Origin of the sequence: Pedobacter sp. ASV12 (assembly GCF_016429155.1) — a bacterium.
Lineage (GTDB): Bacteria > Bacteroidota > Bacteroidia > Sphingobacteriales > Sphingobacteriaceae > Pedobacter.
In genome coordinates this window covers 41,008-57,511 of sequence record NZ_JAELUC010000008.1, presented here as the reverse complement: position 1 = coordinate 57,511, position 16,504 = coordinate 41,008, and the positions used below count along the sequence as shown (strand labels likewise).

Annotated in this window: 16 protein-coding genes; 5 read left to right on the top strand and 11 right to left on the bottom strand. The window is 45.3% G+C overall.

What is annotated here, in order from left to right; all coding sequences use genetic code 11:
• Positions 1-62: 62 nt before the first annotated feature.
• From proC to JHD69_RS04220, 10 genes are all read right to left on the bottom strand, one after another.
• On the bottom strand, positions 63-872 hold the full coding sequence (gene proC / locus JHD69_RS04265; RefSeq protein ID WP_199137713.1) for a pyrroline-5-carboxylate reductase: 810 nt from the start codon (positions 870-872) through the stop codon (positions 63-65).
• Between the two features lie 135 nt (positions 873-1,007).
• Entirely contained in the window at positions 1,008-1,841 is an 834-nt protein-coding gene (argB, locus tag JHD69_RS04260) for an acetylglutamate kinase (RefSeq protein WP_199137711.1), read from the bottom strand.
• A gap of 47 nt (positions 1,842-1,888) precedes the next feature.
• Positions 1,889-2,854: an acetylornithine carbamoyltransferase gene (locus tag JHD69_RS04255; protein ID WP_199137709.1), complete on the bottom strand. Its 966-nt coding sequence runs from the start codon at positions 2,852-2,854 to the stop codon at positions 1,889-1,891.
• Between the two features lie 75 nt (positions 2,855-2,929).
• Positions 2,930-4,060: an aspartate aminotransferase family protein gene (locus JHD69_RS04250; RefSeq protein ID WP_199137707.1), complete on the bottom strand. Its 1,131-nt coding sequence runs from the start codon at positions 4,058-4,060 to the stop codon at positions 2,930-2,932.
• A gap of 32 nt (positions 4,061-4,092) precedes the next feature.
• Positions 4,093-4,446 (bottom strand): four helix bundle protein, encoded by a 354-nt coding sequence (locus tag JHD69_RS04245; protein ID WP_199137705.1) that lies wholly within the window; start codon positions 4,444-4,446, stop codon positions 4,093-4,095.
• Positions 4,447-4,479: 33 nt separating this feature from the next.
• Positions 4,480-5,463, bottom strand: a complete 984-nt coding sequence (gene argC / locus JHD69_RS04240) for an N-acetyl-gamma-glutamyl-phosphate reductase (RefSeq protein ID WP_199137703.1) — start codon at positions 5,461-5,463, stop codon at positions 4,480-4,482.
• A 2-nt stretch (positions 5,464-5,465) separates the two neighbouring features.
• The gene (locus tag JHD69_RS04235) at positions 5,466-5,936 is read right to left on the bottom strand and encodes a GNAT family N-acetyltransferase (RefSeq protein ID WP_370583450.1); all 471 of its coding nucleotides are present in this window, start codon (positions 5,934-5,936) and stop codon (positions 5,466-5,468) included.
• Positions 5,929-6,279 (bottom strand): cupin domain-containing protein, encoded by a 351-nt coding sequence (locus tag JHD69_RS04230; protein WP_199137701.1) that lies wholly within the window; start codon positions 6,277-6,279, stop codon positions 5,929-5,931. Before JHD69_RS04230 ends, JHD69_RS04235 begins: the two co-directional genes overlap by 8 nt.
• 72 nt (positions 6,280-6,351) lie before the next feature.
• Complete coding sequence (argG, locus tag JHD69_RS04225) at positions 6,352-7,542, bottom strand: argininosuccinate synthase (RefSeq protein ID WP_199137700.1); 1,191 nt, start codon at positions 7,540-7,542, stop codon at positions 6,352-6,354.
• A 95-nt stretch (positions 7,543-7,637) separates the two neighbouring features.
• Positions 7,638-8,330: a GNAT family N-acetyltransferase gene (locus JHD69_RS04220; protein WP_199137699.1), complete on the bottom strand. Its 693-nt coding sequence runs from the start codon at positions 8,328-8,330 to the stop codon at positions 7,638-7,640.
• Between the two features lie 543 nt (positions 8,331-8,873).
• Here JHD69_RS04220 and JHD69_RS04215 point away from each other — a divergent pair.
• Positions 8,874-9,590 (top strand): DUF4397 domain-containing protein, encoded by a 717-nt coding sequence (locus JHD69_RS04215; protein WP_199137698.1) that lies wholly within the window; start codon positions 8,874-8,876, stop codon positions 9,588-9,590.
• Here the strand turns inward: JHD69_RS04215 and JHD69_RS04210 are convergent, their stop codons facing one another.
• Positions 9,591-10,793 carry an NAD(P)/FAD-dependent oxidoreductase gene (locus JHD69_RS04210; protein ID WP_199137697.1) on the bottom strand — a complete coding sequence of 401 codons (1,203 nt, stop codon included), beginning with the start codon at positions 10,791-10,793 and terminating at the stop codon, positions 9,591-9,593.
• 351 nt (positions 10,794-11,144) lie between these two features.
• On the opposite strand from JHD69_RS04210, the gene JHD69_RS04205 reads away from it, so the two are divergent.
• The 4 genes from JHD69_RS04205 to JHD69_RS04190 all read left to right on the top strand — a co-directional run bounded on the left by JHD69_RS04205 (position 11,145) and on the right by JHD69_RS04190 (position 16,502).
• Entirely contained in the window at positions 11,145-13,547 is a 2,403-nt protein-coding gene (locus JHD69_RS04205) for a TonB-dependent receptor (protein WP_199137696.1), read from the top strand.
• Between the two features lie 11 nt (positions 13,548-13,558).
• A complete protein-coding gene (locus tag JHD69_RS04200) occupies positions 13,559-14,269 on the top strand; it encodes a DUF4198 domain-containing protein (RefSeq protein ID WP_199137695.1) in 711 nt (236 codons plus the stop codon).
• Between the two features lie 65 nt (positions 14,270-14,334).
• Positions 14,335-15,561, top strand: coding sequence for a PepSY-associated TM helix domain-containing protein (locus JHD69_RS04195; RefSeq protein ID WP_199137693.1), 1,227 nt, complete (start codon positions 14,335-14,337; stop codon positions 15,559-15,561).
• A gap of 20 nt (positions 15,562-15,581) precedes the next feature.
• On the top strand, positions 15,582-16,502 hold the full coding sequence (locus JHD69_RS04190) for a DUF6607 family protein (RefSeq protein WP_199137691.1): 921 nt from the start codon (positions 15,582-15,584) through the stop codon (positions 16,500-16,502).
• The last annotated feature ends 2 nt before the right edge of the window (positions 16,503-16,504 follow it).

Below are 16,504 nucleotides of genomic sequence, written 5' to 3'. Positions count from 1 at the left end.
GTATCGAGTAGCTAGTATCGCGCATCAAGATTTGACAGCACGAACTAGTGATTATCAAAATTTTACCCTTCTTTTGTGTACAAATTTCCCGCTTTGAGGGCCGAGAGTTTAATGCCTTTGATCAACGACGAACTGAAGCCGTTATGCTCCATTTCGTTGAGGCCGGCAATGGTACAACCTTTGGGCGAAGTTACTTTATCTATTTCTGATTCTGGGTGGGTTTTGTGCAATAAAAGCAAATCGGCAGCCCCTTTGGCGGTTTGAACAGCCATTTTCAGGGCTTCGTCGGCATGGAAGCCAATCTCTACGCCACCCTGGGATGCCGCCCGGATGGCCCGCAAAAAGAAGGCGATACCGCAGGCACACAAAGCTGTGGCCGAAGTCATTAAATCTTCGTTGATCTTCACCACCGAACCCACTGTTTCGAACATCTGCGTCACTTCCGCCAGGTTATTGGCCGAAGCATTATCGCTAGCTATGCAGGTCATGGATTGGCCAATGGCGATAGCGGTATTTGGCATAGACCTGACCACTTGCACCTCGGCACCGAGCTTTTCTTTGATGGCCGCACAGCTCACCCCCGAAATTACAGAAATAACCAAATGTTTAGCCGGATCGATTGTGGGTTTAATTTCATCCAAAACTGCATTCAACTGTTGGGGCAGCACAGCCAAGATTACAATGCCTGCAGTTTTAACCGCTTCGTTGTTATTGCTGCTGGTTTGAAACCCTGCTTCCCGATAGGGCTGCAACGGCGCTAAATTGCGTCGGGTTAGGGTGATGTTTCCTGCTTGTAAAAAGTTTGCTTTGACCAAGCCTTTGGCCAGCGACAAACCAATGTTTCCACTTCCGATAATGGCTATTCGTTTCATGTCATTTTGATTAAGTATGTTTTGGAGTAAATTTTAAATTATGTTGTTACAGCGGTATGCTGCAAAACAGGATGTGCGAAGTTATTGGAGCTATTTTTAAACATCTCCAAAGCCCTTGGCAACAAGTTCTGTAATTTATGGCAACATTTTGGTGCCGAAAAGGCCCGTTGCCAACTCGGGGAGCTCGTCGGCTTTGCCAATGAAAACTGCACCCACGCCTTTTTTGATGGCATCGAATGCATTTTCCAGTTTGGGGATCATGCCTCCGGCTACGGTGCCATCGGCTTTGAGGCCAGCAAATGCTTCGGCCTTGATTTCTCTTACCACGGAGGCCTCGTTGTGGATGTCTTTCAGCACGCCTTTTTTCTCGAAGCAATACACCAATTGGGTTTCGTACAAACCACACATGGCCACGGCTATAGCCGAAGCAATGGTATCGGCATTGGTATTGAGCAGTTGCGAATGTCCATCGTGGGTAATGGCGCACAATACCGGCACCATGCCGGCCTTAATCAGGTTGTCTAAAGTAGCCGACGACACAGAATGCTCATGGAGGTCGCCCACATAGCCATAATCGATTACAGCGCCTGCCTGCGGGCCAGGAGGCGCGCCATGGGTTAGGGTTTTAACCGGACGTTTGGTGGCTTTGATTACGTTGCCATCGGCACCGCTTAAGCCAATGGCATTGCAGTTTTTGGCCTGTAGCTGCGCCACCATGTTTTTATTGATCAGCCCGGCATAAACCATCGTCACGATCCGCAGGGTTTCGATGTCGGTTATACGGCGGCCATCAACCATTTGGGCTTCAATGCCTAAAGAATGGCCGAGTTCGGTTGCAATTTTACCCCCACCATGTACCAAAATCTTTGCACCGGGCAATGCCGTAAAATCTAACAGAAACTGATGTAGATTTTCGGAGTTGTCGATTACGTTTCCTCCAATTTTGATGACGGTGAGTTGGGTTTTCATATGCTTATTTTTTACGGCTCCCGAAGCACGCAAGCTCGGGATGACGGTTACAGTTTCTCTAACATAGCCTTAAGTACCGTTTGTGCGGCCCAAAGCCTATTTCCGGCTTCATGAATAACTAACGAATTTGGCCCATCCAAAATTTCGGACGATAGTTCCAAATCTCTACGAACCGGCAGGCAGTGCATGACCTTGGCATGATTGGTGATTTGGAGCTTTTCGTTGTTCATCATCCAACCGTCGGGGTAAGTTAACACTTTTCCGTATTCTTTGTAGCTGCTCCAGTTTTTGACATACACATAGTCTGCACCAGCTAGCGCTTCTTCCAAATCGTATTCGATTTTTGCACCCGGCGTAAAGTCGGCGGCCAGCTCATAACCTTCTGGCTGTGCAATGGTAAAATCGATCATGCCATCTTGCTGCGCCTTGCACATCCACTCGGCAAACGAGTTGGGTACGGCTTGTGGCAAAGCTTTTACGTGGGGCGCCCAGGCCAGCACCACTTTTGGTTTGGTGCCTTTGTTGGCCCAAGTTTCATGGATGGTAATCAAATCGGCAAAACTTTGCAGGGGATGGCGCGTAGCGCTTTCCAAGCTGACCACGGGTACGGCGCAGTACTTTACAAATTTATTGAAAAAGTCTTCGCTGTAATCCTCCTCACGGTTGTGCAGCTTAGGGAAAGAACGTAAGCCAAGGATATCGCAATACATGCCCATTACGGCAGCGGCTTCGCGAATGTGTTCTACGGTAGTGCCGTTCATTACTACGCCGTCTTGCGTTTCTAAAGCCCAGCCTTCTTTGTCCATGTTCATTACCATCACATTCATGCCCAGGTTTAAGGCCGCTTTTTGCGTGCTTAAACGGGTACGCAGGCTTGGATTCATGAAAACCAGACCTAAAGTCTTGTTCTTGCCCAGCGACTGGTGTGCATAAGGGTTGGCTTTTAATGCCAAGGCATCGTTTACAAACTGTTTAATGTCGGGGACATCGTGTACAGATGAAAAAAGTTTCATGTTAATACGGTTAATGGGTCTGAGGTGTAGGCCTAAAGGCTTCCCCTACACTGCCTCTTCAAAATTTCAAAAAATCTATTTTACTAGTTTACCAAATGCGGTCAAAAATTCATCTGCCTGGGCTTTGGTTAAGTTCAAGGCCGGCAACAAGCGGATCACGTTGGGCTTGGCTTCGCCGGTAAAGATGAAATGCTTAAACAGCAAATCCTTCTTCACATGTGCCAGCTCTTCTGGCAGTTCGATGCCAATCATCAGTCCACGGCCGCGCACTTCTTTTACCTGCTCAAATTTTCTGAGTTCGGCAATCAGGTAATTGCCTACTTCTTCGGCATTTTTCATGAGCTGATCTTGGTCCATAATTTCGAGCACGGCCAAGGCTGCCGCACAAGCCAAATGGTTACCGCCAAAAGTAGTGCCCAGCTCGCCATGCCAAGGCTTAAATTTTGGCGCAATCGAAATTCCTGCTACCGGAAACCCATTGCCCATGCCCTTGGCCATGGTGTATACATCAGCTTCTACGCCTGCATAATCGTGCGAATAGAACAAACCTGTACGGCCGTAGCCACATTGAACGCTATCGGCAATATAAACAGCGTTGTATTCGTCGCAAAGCGAGCGGATTTTTTGCAAAAAGCTTTTAGAGGCTTCTTTAATGCCACCCACACCCTGGATGCCTTCGATAATTACCGCTGCAATTTCATTGCCTTGTGCCTTGAAGGTTTCTTCTAAGGCCACTTCGTTATTATGCGGCAAGAAAATCACATGAGGGTTTTCGTTTACCGGCGCTACTATTTTGGGGTTGTCGGTAACGGCTACGGCCAGCGAGGTGCGTCCGTGGAAAGCGCCTTTGAAAGCGATTACTTTCTTACGTCCGTTGTAAAACGAAGCCAGTTTTAAAGCATTTTCGTTGGCTTCGGCACCAGAGTTGCATAAAAACAACTGATAGGCTGGCTTACCCGACACCTGGCCCAATTTCTCAGCCAGCTGTACCTGCAAAGGAATTTTTACGGAGTTGGAATAAAAACCAACCTTGCCCAATTGATCGGTCAGGCGACCAACATAATGCGGGTGGGTATGGCCGATGGAAATAACGGCATGGCCGCCATACAAATCCAAATATTGTTGCCCATTGGCATCCCAAACATGGCTGCCTTGCGCTTTTGCAATTTCTATATCGTTAAGTGGGTATACGTCGAATAAGTTCATTTTTTTAAGGTTGAAAGTTTAAGGTTGAAAGTTTAAAGTCTAACTTTCTTAATTAATGAAATGAGCATTGCTTTTATCTCGTTAATTTCCTTTTCTAGTGTTGAATATATGTCTTTATTAATAAAATCAAGGTCTTTGGATAACAACAGCAGGTATTCTACTTCGTGACATGATCCTAAAGCCATCTGTAAAAAATGAGCCAAATCCTTCTGAGAAAACCTGCCAGTCCCTTCTGCTATATTTGTTGCTATTGATATTGAAGCTCGTTTTAATTGGCTTACCAGGCTGTAAGTTTCTTCTTTCGGATAAGTTGCTAAAGTTTTATATAGCTTAAGGGTAAGCTCGTGTGCTTTTGCCCAAACCAATAAATCTTTATAATTCTGCATCTCAACTTTTCACTTTAGACTTTTCACTTTCAATTAAAATCCTATTGCTTTTAATTTCAACCCGAGAGCTTCCTCCAGTCCAAACATCAAATTCATATTTTGTACGGCTTGGCCACTGGCGCCTTTCAGCAAATTATCAATAATGCTGATAACGAATAGTTTATTGCCGTGCTTCTCTACATGCACCAAGGCTTTGTTGGTATTCACCACTTGCTTCAGGTCGATGTTCTTTTTGCTGACATGCGTAAACGGCTGCGAGCTGTAGTAGTCTTCATAAAGCTGTTGCGCCTCCTCCAAAGTCAGATCGCTATCAATGTAAATCGCGGCTAAAATGCCTCTGGTAAAATCGCCACGCTGCGGAATAAAGTTAATGGCTTCCGCAAACGACGGCTGTAGCTGCACCAGGCTTTCGCCAATTTCGTTCAGGTGCTGGTGTTCAAAAGCCTTGTAAACCGAAAGGTTATTATTTCTCCAGCTGAAATGCGACGTAGTTGATAAGCTTTGTCCGGCACCGGTTGAACCCGTAGTGGCGTTGATATGCACTTCGCCGTTGAGCAAGCCCTTGGCCGCCAAAGGCAACAAGCCCAATTGGATGCATGTGGCAAAACAACCTGGATTGGCTATATTATTGGCCGTTTTGATGGCCTCGCGGTTTAATTCCGGCAAACCGTAAATGAAGTTGCGAGTTGCGATTTGTGAGTTACGGGTTAACCTGAAGTCTTGCGAAAGATCGATGATTTTTACATGCTCGTTAATCGAATTGGTTTCTAAGAACTTTCTGGCATCGCCATGGCCTACGCATAAAAACAACACGTCGATGTTTTGCGAAATTTCGTTGGTAAACCTCAAATCGGTATCGCCCAACAAATCGGTATGTACATCCGAAATCAGGTTACCTGCATTGCTGCTGCTGTTTACAAAAGCAATTTCTACCTGTGGATGGTTCACCAAAATACGCAGCAATTCGCCACCTGTGTAACCTGCACCACCAATTATGCCTGCTTTGATCTTGTTCATCTTTATGGGTTTATAGCTATTCTGTAGAGCAGAAAATCTGTCTCTGGTTCTTGTTTTTTAAATCCAATGGCTTCGTACAAACTTTGTGCGGTATAATTGTCGACCGCTGTTTCCAGTTGTACAAACTTCGAACCCCTGGTCTTGGCAAAATCCATCGCAGTTTTGATCAGCTTTTCGCCAATGCCTTGTTTGCGGTAGGCTTCGTCTACATACAAATCGTTTAAGATCCAGTTTTGCACCAGCCTTACCGATGAGTATTTAGGGTAAAGCTGCGTAAAGCCCACCGGTTTTTGCGCTTCGGCATCCAGGGCTACAAAAATGATCGATTCGTTGTTTTGCAAACGCTCGTTGATAAAGGCCTGCGCCATCCCGATATCCGAAAATTGCTTGTAGAATATTCGGTATTGATTAAACAGTCCAACTACGAGGTTGGCTTCTGTTTTGTCTATTTGTTTGATTTCAATCTTACTCACAATCGGTTCTGTCGTTTTGGGTTGATGGATAAGAGAACAGCACAAACTCCAAATCCTGCATAGTGGCATTTATGATTTGATGCGGCTGTCCGGCTTTGATCTGTAGGCCTTCTTGCGCATTGACAACATGGGTTTCACCATCGACCAAAAAAGTGGCCTGTCCTTTCAAGATAAAGAAAAATTGCGTAGCACGGATGTGGAAATGCAGTTTTTCGGCAGTTTGGGCAGGCATCAATTCTTGTTTAATGACCGCATCATCGCCGACAACAAAGTTCCATCCATCGCAGTTATTGCCCCATTTGTAGTGGCTTAAACAATTTTCTTTGGAAAGGATTTCGTTCATCTTTTTAAGGTTGAAGGCGGAAGGTATAGGGTGAAGGCTGAGTGATTTAATCTTCAGCCTTATTCTTTAGCCTTATGCCTCTTCGTTTACTTTATGCCAGATCATCACCTGGTTGCCAAATATTTTAGAGAAGCCTTTTACGTCGTCGCCGGTCCAGGCATTGTTCATTTCGCCGTAGCTGCCAAACTTGTTGCTCATCAGATCGTGCGCCGATTCAATGCCGATGACCTGAAAACGGTAAGGCAACAATTCTACAAATACTTTGCCACTCACCATTTTTTGGGTATCGGTTAAAAAAGCTTCGATATTCCGCATAATCGGATCGTGGAATTGGCCTTCATGGAGCCAGTTGCCATAAAACGACGACAATTGTTCTTTCCAGCTCAGCTGCCATTTGGTCAGGGTGTGTTTCTCTAAGGTATGGTGCGCCTTGATGATGACAATCGGCGCAGCGGCCTCAAAACCCACACGCCCCTTAATACCGATAATGGTATCGCCTACGTGAATGTCTCTGCCAATGCCAAAAGGCTGCGCAATGGCCTGCAGTTTTTGGATGGCCCTTACCGGCTCCATTTTTTCGCCATCAATAGCAACCAATTCGCCTTGCTCAAAAGTCAGTTCTACCCTGCGGGCCTCGGTTTCGGAAACCTGTGTTGGCCAGGCGCTTTCTGGCAAGGTATCGTGAGAAGTTAAGGTTTCCTTGCCTCCTACCGAAGTACCCCACAAGCCTTTGTTGATCGAGTAAGTGGCTTTCTCGGCACTGTATTCAACACCATGTTCGCGCAGGTATTCGATTTCTGCCTCGCGCGATAGTTTCAGGTCCCTGATCGGCGTAATGATTTCTACATTCGGAATCAGGATGTTAAAGATCATATCGAAACGCACCTGGTCGTTGCCGGCACCAGTACTTCCGTGGGCCACATAATCGGCACCGATTTTCTTTACATAATTGGCAATGGCGGTAGCTTGGCTCACGCGCTCGGCACTTACCGAAAGCGGATAAGTAGCGTTTTTAAGCACGTTGCCATAAATCAGGTATTTGATGCAAGAGTTGTAATAGTTGGCGGTTTCATCGACCGTAGCATGCGAAGCCACACCTAAAGCATAGGCCCGTTTTTCGATTTCCTGTAATTCTTCGTCAGAAAAACCACCGGTATTGACAATGACCGAGTGTACTTCCAAACCACGGTCTTGGGCCAGGTGGATGCAACAGAACGAGGTATCTAAACCTCCGCTAAAAGCTAAAACAACTTTCTTTTTCATCTTTTTTAATTGGTTTTCAATGGTGATGAAGTCATCATGATTTGTTGATTGCTCCCTTTGGGCTTGGCAAATCATCATGGTTCATGGGTGCTATGCTATTTAAATAAAAGGGTAAACAAGAGTAAGACCGATTTCAGTCCCGATTTTGGTTTGACCACCAGGCGTTGCTTAATGCGCATGAAGCGCTCGTACAGGCCCGGTTTTTTCTGCAGTTCTTCGGCAAAGATCTTGGCGGCTTCGTGCTTTTTTTCGGCCGGATCGTACAGCATGGCGGTACACATGCAGTTTTTGCGCTCTTTCATTTTCAGGATTTCGAAGTTGACACAGCTCTGGCAGCCTTTCCAAAAATCTTCGTCTTGGGTAAGCTCCGAATAAGTTACGGGTTCGTAGCCCAAGTCTGAATTGATTTTCATTACCGCCAATCCGGTAGTCAGGCCAAATATTTTAGCTTTGGGATAAAGCGTTCTCGAAAGCTTGAAAATGGATTCTTTAATGGCGTGTGCCAAGCCTGCTTTTCTAAACTCCGGACTAACAATTAGGCCGGAATTGGCCACAAACTGCCCATGGCTCCAGGTTTCGATATAACAAAAGCCGGCCCAGCGTCCATCTTTGTGAAAGGCGATTACGGCTTTTCCTTCTTCCATCTTGCCTGCCACATAGGCTGGCGAACGCTTAGCGATACCTGTACCTCTTGCTTTTGCAGATTCTGCCATCTCGGTGCAGATTTCTTCAGCGAAAACACGATGTTCAGGAAGTGCAACTTGCACTATAAAATCGTTTATATTCATTAATTCTCTAACGAAAAAAATAAGGTCTTCTTGTTAATTGGGTTTTTAGAGAGGATCAATTCCTCTGAATGTATCTAGGGTACGGAGTACTAAATACGCGGCGTGAAGTTTTGCCGATTGGTAGTAACGAAGAATACGGGTCGCAAGCGCTCAATAAACAGACTCTCGGCAGCAATATTCTTTGCTTCTAAGATAGAGAGTTTATGTATGATGTTTTTGCTCATTTTTATGGTTTGCTAACCCGTTGTAAATTACTTGAGGCGCAAAGGTTTAAATAAAAATCGAGTTGTGCAATAAGAATCTGATTTTTTTACATTTTTTCTATTTTTTCCTAGTGCAGGAAATTAGGGAATAGCAAATGGGGAATAGGCTCATAACACTTTATTTCCCATTCCTTATTTTCTATCTACTTTATACGCTCAGCCAGAATTTAACAAAGTTTAACATGGTTTTCCAAGAGATAAAGCCAATATTTGCATTAGGATGCTTTTGAAGCGTATTAATATTTCAAAAACAGCTTTTTAACTTCTATATTTACTTATTATGACTAAAAATTATACTCCTAATCGCTTAGCCAGGCTTCATGTTGTTAAAGCTTGTCTTCTTTTTGTTTTAGTGGTCATGGTAGCTTTGGCTGGTTGCAAAGGCAGCAGCACCGAGCTTCCAAGCACCGGAGCATTAAGCATTGTAAATACCTCTCCAACTTCAGCTACCTATGATGTGTACGTAGACGACGTTAAAATAAACAACGGCGCACTTCCTTTTGGAGGCCAGCTCAAATACGGCACTTATGTTTCGGGAAATCATGGCGTAAAAATCATGATAGCCGGACGTGCAGAAAGCTTGCTTACTAAAGGCGTTTCTATTGCCCCACAAACCTATACTACTTTTTATGTGATCAACAGACCTGCTAATTTTGATGCCCTTGTCGTAACCGACGACGTATCGACAACTTCTACAACCAATGCTTTCATCAGGTTTGTAAACGTTTCGCCCGATGCACCTGCAATGGATCTCAAAATTAAAGATGGCAATTCGTTGTTTACCGGCAAGGCCTATAAAACCGCCAGCGGCTTTACCCAACTGGCCGCCGGAAAATACACCTTCGAAATCAAGGATGCCAATGGTGTGGTTAGGGCTACCCTAAGCGATATTTCGGTAGGCGCCAACAGCTATTACACCATTTTGGCAAGAGGCCTCGTTACACCAGCCAACAGCGAAGAAAATGCCTTTAGCGGCCAGGTAATTGTACACCAATAGCTAGCGGCCAAATCTGAAATAATGGGCTAAGGGATTGGTTTCCCCTTTGATCAGTTGCACAAGGAGCTGCGCACCAATTACCGAAAAAGTAATACCGTTGCCCCCAAAGCCCAAACAAAAATAACTATGCCGAAACTTGGGATGGGTGCCGATATAAGGTAATCCATCCTTGGTTTCTCCAAAGGTGCCGCACCAGCTAAAATCTGTGATAAAATTGACGTCTGGCATCAGTTTCTGAAATGTTTTGAGCAGCTTTTGCTGCTTGAGGTCTAGAAGCGCGTCGCGTTTCAGCGCATTCTTAAAATTTTCGTCTTCGCCCCCCAACAACAATCTTCCATCGGCAGTGCTCCGCATATAGAGGTAGGGCGTATCGGTATTCCAAAACAAGGTATTGGCTAAGGCATCGCTCAAGTGCTCCATTCGCTCGCTGACCATGGCATAAGTGCTTTTAAGCTTTACAATGGTATTAGGCAACAGCTGTTGGGTTTCATACCCTGTACAATAAATGAGATGTTTTGCCCTTACGCTTGCACCTGTATGCATGTGGGCCAGCACATGATCGCTTTCGTATTTTGCTTTTTTCAATTCGGTTTTATCATAAACCTGCAGGCCTTTTTGGACGTTGTGGTGCAACAAATCATGGGCGAGGCAAAAAGCATCCACGCTTGCCCCATCAGCCGATAAAATGCCTCCATCAGCTAGCAAGCCATAACGTTGTTTAATCGTTTCACCCGTTAGCCAATCAACCTCAAAACCACTGGCCTGACGCGTTTCGAACTCGGTACGCAACCACTTCGCATCCTTTTTGCTATGGGCAAAGTAAAGCGATTCTTTGGCTTCGAAACCACAGGCCGACTGTATTTCCTGCACAATTTCGGCTAATTGATCTATCGAATCCCGGCAGGCTTTATAGCTGGCAACGGCCCCTTCCTGGCCAATTTTTTTGATGAGCTGGTAAAGCGGTACATCAATTTCGTACTGCAGCATGGAGGTAGTGGCCGAAGTGCTGCCATTGGCAATTTCGCGCTTATCAATCAGTAAGGTATCTAAACCGTTTTTGATACACGCGTGGGCCATTAATGCGCCTGTAATGCCGCCGCCAACAATGAGCACATCACAGGTTTGGTTGGTTCTTAAAGATGGATAGGCATGCAAAATGCCATTCTTAACCAGCCAGTAAGGTTCGTTTGATCTAATATTCATGTACCTGATTTATTGAATCCTAACAGCCAATGCAAGCTTTATGTTTGACGGGCGTAGCTTTTTAAGTAAGGCACCCTGTCGACACCCTTATTTAGAATTATTCAAAATAATTTGGATGATATTGTTTCATCACGTTACTTTGCAGTTGTTTAGAATTAATCCAAATAAAAACAATTGACATGAAGATACGATTACATTTTAGCTACGCTCCTTTTTCAAACCCTTCTCCTTTAAATGGAGGCCTGCGGAAAAAACCACAACTGTCGGCGGTTCGTCTGCAACCGGTATTACCATTGACTTAGCAACTAGCCCAGCCTTCAAATTTTAAATAATTAAAAAGTACTCCATAAAATGAATAGAATTAGACTCATTATACTAACAACAGTGATGGTGTTAACCCATTCCATTGTTTTTGCACAACAATTTAGTAGCCTTAGAGGAAAAATTACCACGGCCGACGGCCAGCCCGCCGCTTTTGTAAGCATAGGCCTCAAAAACAAAAACCAAAGCACTGCTACCAACGAAAACGGCGAATACACCTTTACCAAAATCAAGGCCGGAAGTTATACTTTAAAGGTGAGTGCCGTTGGCATCAATACCCAAGAAAAAATGATAACGCTTGCCGCTGGAGAAACAGCAACATTGGATTTCGTGCTGACCGAAAACAGCCAAATTCTGAAAGAAGTTTCCATCCAGGCCCGCAAAAACAACTATAAAATCGGTACGCCATCATCTTCCCTAAGGCTTAACGAACCTGTATTGGAAGCGCCACAAAACATCCAGATTGTAAGTGGTGAGGCCTTGGCCGATCAACAGGTAATCAGCATGAGCGATGGTTTGATCCGCAACGTAAGCGGTGCCGTAAAATTAGAGCACTGGGGCGATTTATACACCAACATTACCATGCGTGGCTCACAAATCCAGGCTATGCGCAACGGCTTTAATGTAGTAGCCTCTTTTTGGGGGCCACTAACCGAAGACATGAGCTTTGTTGATCACATCGAATTTGTAAAAGGTCCGGCAGGCTTTATGTTGGGCAATGGCGATCCGAGCGGCCTATACAATGTAGTAACCAAAAAGCCAATGGGCACCAACACGGGCGAAGTTTCTTTTACCGCAGGCAGCTACGATCTGTACAGAACAACCGTTGATCTTGACCGCAAAATAACAGCCGATGGCAAATTATTGTTTAGGCTGAACACCGCCGTACAGCACAAAGGCAGCTTCAGGCCTTTTGAACAAAACGACCGTTATAGCTTTGCGCCTTCGTTGAGCTATCAAATTACCAATAGCACCAAATTTACCGCCGAATACACCTTGCAAAACGCAAAAATGACCGAGGTAGGCTCTTACTACGTGTTTGGTACCAATCAATACGCCAAAGTTGGCCCTAAATTTACCATGACCCAGCCTGGCGTTGATCCAACCCGCATCAAAGACCATAGTTTGTTCTTGAACCTCACCCAAAATCTTGGCGACAAGTGGAAAATTACGGCACAGGCGGCCTATTTCAGGTACCTGCAAACCGGCACCAGCTCATGGCCATCGGCTGTAAGCAAGAATGGCGATGTGATTAGAAATGTAGCCATTTGGGATGCCGAAAGCACCATGAAACTGGGCCAATTATTCATCAACGGCGAAGCTAAAACCGGAGGCATAACCCACCGCATTTTAGCTGGCTTTGATGGCGGCAAAAAAGAATACTTTGCCGACTGGGGTCAATCGCACGATTTGGATTTACCTACAGCGCCATTTAACATCTATCATCCAAACTATGGCTATCCTGCAAACGGCTATCCCAATTTTGACCGTACCAAAAGCGTAAAGGAAAGAGCCGTTGCCATTGGTGGCTTAATGGATCAAAAGTACCTGAGCGGCTATGTTCAAGAAGAAATGGGCTTTTTTAAAAATAGGGTACGCCTCACCCTGGCTGGCCGCTATACCTATGTCAGCCAATCATCGTGGGGCGCCGCGGCCGACAAAGCCGATAAAATTACTCCTCGCCTAGGCCTGAGTGTTTCTATCGATAAAAACACGGCAGTTTACGGTGTTTACGACCAAGCCTTCACGCCTCAAAGCGGCATTTTGCGCAGTGGCGCCACACCTGATCCGATTACCGGCACCAATACCGAATTTGGCCTCAAAAAAGACTGGTTTGATGGCCAATGGAATACCACATTATCGGTGTATAGAATCTTGAAACAAAACGAACTTACTGCCGATCCATCAAATGGAACCCGCCCAGATGGCTCTAAAGAAACCTATAGCATCGCATTCGGCGAAAAAAGAGCACAGGGCGTTGAATTCGACCTTAGGGGCGAAATCCTTCCCGGCCTTAAACTCATTGCCAACTACGCTTATACCGACAGCAAAGTAACCAAGGTAACCCCAGGAGTAACGGGCTTTACCGTTGGCGACGTTGTTCCGGGCTTTGCCAAGCATGTAGCCAACGGCTGGCTGAGCTACGCTATACAAAACGGCGCATTAAAAGGTGCTGGCGTATCGGCCGGCTTTACCTATATGGCCGATCGGGCTACAGATACCTGGAGCGTTGGGTTGCAAAAACTACCAAACTACTTTAAGCTAGATGGCGGTGTTTACTATGGCAGGGATAAAATCAGGATTACGGCCAACGCATTTAACCTCTTAAATCGTTACCTGTACTCGGGTTCCTACTACGCTTGGTTAAATGCGTATTACTGGCAAGCCGAAGCCCCAAGAAACTACAGATTAAGCATAGCCTATAAATTTTAAACTAAATGACGATGAAAAAAACAGTTTTGGTAGTGGTACTACTCGCCTTGAGCATTAGTGGCGCCTTTGCCCATGCCCTATGGATAGAAACCGCTTCAACCGGCAAAAAGGGACAGGCTCAGGAAGTGAGAATATTCTTTGGCGAATATGAAGAAAACCAACCCGATTCGACGGCCAAATGGTTCAGCAACCTCAAAGACTTCAGCCTGCTGCTAACCGCTCCAAATGGCACCGCCAGAATTTTAAAGACGGTGGCCGATGTGCATTGCTTCAAAGCGAGTTTTACGCCAGACCAAGACGGCACTTACACCTTATCGGTTGTGCACGAAGTAAAAACCATTTACGAACACGCCAAAATAGCGTACTATGCTTTTGCACATGTTGCCGTGGGAAATGCACCAAAAATCAACACGGCCTATCCGGCAAACACTTTGTTTACCATTCGCCCATCAGAAGCTGTTGTTAAAGCCGGTACTTCGGTGCCCCATCAAGTGCTGTACAACAAAGCACCCTTTGCCGCACAGAAGCTAGCGGTTGTTGATACCGAAAGAAAAAAACAAGAACCTGTAACTGATGCCAACGGCAAGTTTGATTTTAAACCAGCACAAAAAGGCAATTACTTTTTAGAAGCCTTTAAGGAAGATGCCACGCCTGGAGAACTCGACGGGAAAAAATACGACAAGGTTTGGCATGTGGCAACCTATTTCGTACAGGCACAATAACCCTTAGCAACAATTAATCTTGCAGCCAATTGGCCTTAAGCGGTCGATTGGTTCTTCTTTAAAAAATGAGCACCACAAAGCCCACATCCAATCAAACAAAAAAATCGCGCTTTAGGCGTATAAGCGATTGGCTCCACCTTTGGCTGGGGCTGTTTTCGGGCCTTATTGTGTTTATCGTGGCCACCACGGGCTGCATCTTTGCCTTTCAGGTTGAAATAACAGCGTGGATCCATCACGACGAAATATTTGTTAACCCACCGGCAAAAGCACAGCCATTGCCCTTAAGTCAGTTGCAAAAAGAAGCCGAAAAGGCTTTGGGCAATGGCATTAAAGTAGGCTTTGTAGAAACTTACCAGTCGCCAGAACGGGCCTGGATTTTCGGCAGCTACAAAGCCGGCAATCCTAATGCCTTTTTCTATTTCGATGCGATTGATTATTACAAAGTAGTTTACGTTAATCCCTATACCGGGAAAGTAAACCTGGTTAAAGACTACAAATACGATTTTTTTAACGTGGTCAAATTCATCCATTGGAGTTTGCTGATCAATCACCCCATCGGGCAACAGCTGGTAGGCTGGAGCACTTTTATCTTCGTGATCCTACTCATTACCGGCATGATCCATTGGTGGCCCAAAAACCTTAAAAAATCCAATTTCGATAAAAGCTTCAAGGTTAAATGGAAAGCCAAGTTTAAACGTCTCAATTACGACCTGCATAACGTACCAGGCTTTTATGCGCTACTTGTTTGCCTCATATTAGCCTTAACCGGCCTGGTATGGGCCTTCCAATGGTTTCAGGCAACAGTATATGCGGTGGCTTCGCAAAGCACTACGCCACCAATCGTTAAAACCTTCAAATCAGACAGCACGGGGGCCAAGGTTTCACACCCCTTGGATATCTCTTTTGAACAGGCTCGTCAAATGCTGAAAGGTGTTGACCGCATTGGCATGAACCCTCCGACCGACAAATCGGGAACCATTTCGGCCTATGGCTACAGGGGCTTAGAAACCTATTACGATTTCGATGTGCTGCAATTTGACCAATACACGGGCAAATTCATTAACCGGCGCAATCACTCCGAGCAAAATACCGGCGAAAAGCTCATCGGCATGAACTACGACATCCATGTGGGCGCCGTTTTGGGTCTAACCGGGAAAATCATGGCGTTTTTTGCCAGCCTGGTAGCCGCCACCCTACCCATTACGGGCTTCATCATCTGGTTGGGCAAAAAGAAAAAAAAGAAGAAAAAAATCAACAAAGCCCGTTGCGATTTAACGGAGCAAAAACAATAGCACAAAAAACAATCATTACAATGAAAAAACTACAACTCTTATTTGCACTGGTCCTTCCTGTTTTAGGAGCAGTGGCGCAATCAAAAATGGATCAAGACCGCGAAGCCATCAAATCATTGGCAGGTTTTTATAAGGTAACGTTTAACTACGCAGAAACTTTTTCGCCAGACGACGACTACAAGTTTCACGAAAGACACCGTTCATCAGCCAAAGAATGGGCCGTAATTTTAGAAGACTCGCCCAAAAAAATCGTTATACAGCACCTGTTGGTCATGAGAGGCGACAGCATGATTATCAAACACTGGAGAGAAGACTGGACTTATGAAGACCCACAAATTTTGGTATATGACAAAAACGACACCTGGAAAAAAGTAACCTTATCGGCCAACGACATCAAAGGCAAATGGACCCAAAAAGTTTATCAGGTAGATGATAGTCCACGTTACCAAGCCATCGGCACCTGGGTGCATGTTGACGGCAGGCACCAATGGCAAAGCAATTCCGACTCGCCACTACCTCGTCGCGAGTATACCGAGCGCAGCGACTACAATGTGCTGAACCGTGGCAACATGCTTTACCTTACTCCAAAAGGCTGGATGTTTGAGCAAGACAACAAAAAAATACTGCGTACCGAAAGCGGCGATAAATTGCTAGCCATGGAAAAAGGCATGGAAGAATTCATCAAAACCGACCCTAAATCTTTTGGCTATGCCCAAACCTGGTGGAAACAGCAACAAAACTTTTGGAAAGATGCCCGCGAAACCTGGGATGCTATTTTTGCGGCAAACGACGTCATTAAATTGACTTCCAAAGTGGACAACAAATTATTGTACGAGCAGTTTTTTGCCTTGGGCGACCAATCGATCAAAGAAAACTGGAGCTCTGCCCAAAACAAGGAAGGCATCAGAAAAATCATTTTGGCTTATTTGGCCAAAGGTTAGTC

Excerpts from the sequence above, each read along its gene's own strand:
- JHD69_RS04245 (WP_199137705.1), bottom strand. The coding sequence starts at position 4,446 with ATGCAGAATTATAAAGATTTATTGGTTTGGGCAAAAGCACACGAGCTT.
- argG (WP_199137700.1), bottom strand. The coding sequence starts at position 7,542 with ATGAAAAAGAAAGTTGTTTTAGCTTTTAGCGGAGGTTTAGATACCTCG.
- proC (WP_199137713.1), bottom strand. The coding sequence starts at position 872 with ATGAAACGAATAGCCATTATCGGAAGTGGAAACATTGGTTTGTCGCTG.
- JHD69_RS04215 (WP_199137698.1), top strand. The coding sequence starts at position 8,874 with ATGACTAAAAATTATACTCCTAATCGCTTAGCCAGGCTTCATGTTGTT.
- JHD69_RS04200 (WP_199137695.1), top strand. The coding sequence starts at position 13,559 with ATGAAAAAAACAGTTTTGGTAGTGGTACTACTCGCCTTGAGCATTAGT.
- JHD69_RS04210 (WP_199137697.1), bottom strand. The coding sequence starts at position 10,793 with ATGAATATTAGATCAAACGAACCTTACTGGCTGGTTAAGAATGGCATT.
- JHD69_RS04195 (WP_199137693.1), top strand. The coding sequence starts at position 14,335 with ATGAGCACCACAAAGCCCACATCCAATCAAACAAAAAAATCGCGCTTT.
- JHD69_RS04190 (WP_199137691.1), top strand. The coding sequence starts at position 15,582 with ATGAAAAAACTACAACTCTTATTTGCACTGGTCCTTCCTGTTTTAGGA.
- JHD69_RS04220 (WP_199137699.1), bottom strand. The coding sequence starts at position 8,330 with ATGAATATAAACGATTTTATAGTGCAAGTTGCACTTCCTGAACATCGT.
- JHD69_RS04255 (WP_199137709.1), bottom strand. The coding sequence starts at position 2,854 with ATGAAACTTTTTTCATCTGTACACGATGTCCCCGACATTAAACAGTTT.
- argB (WP_199137711.1), bottom strand. The coding sequence starts at position 1,841 with ATGAAAACCCAACTCACCGTCATCAAAATTGGAGGAAACGTAATCGAC.
- JHD69_RS04205 (WP_199137696.1), top strand. The coding sequence starts at position 11,145 with ATGAATAGAATTAGACTCATTATACTAACAACAGTGATGGTGTTAACC.
- JHD69_RS04230 (WP_199137701.1), bottom strand. The coding sequence starts at position 6,279 with ATGAACGAAATCCTTTCCAAAGAAAATTGTTTAAGCCACTACAAATGG.
- argC (WP_199137703.1), bottom strand. The coding sequence starts at position 5,463 with ATGAACAAGATCAAAGCAGGCATAATTGGTGGTGCAGGTTACACAGGT.
- JHD69_RS04250 (WP_199137707.1), bottom strand. The coding sequence starts at position 4,060 with ATGAACTTATTCGACGTATACCCACTTAACGATATAGAAATTGCAAAA.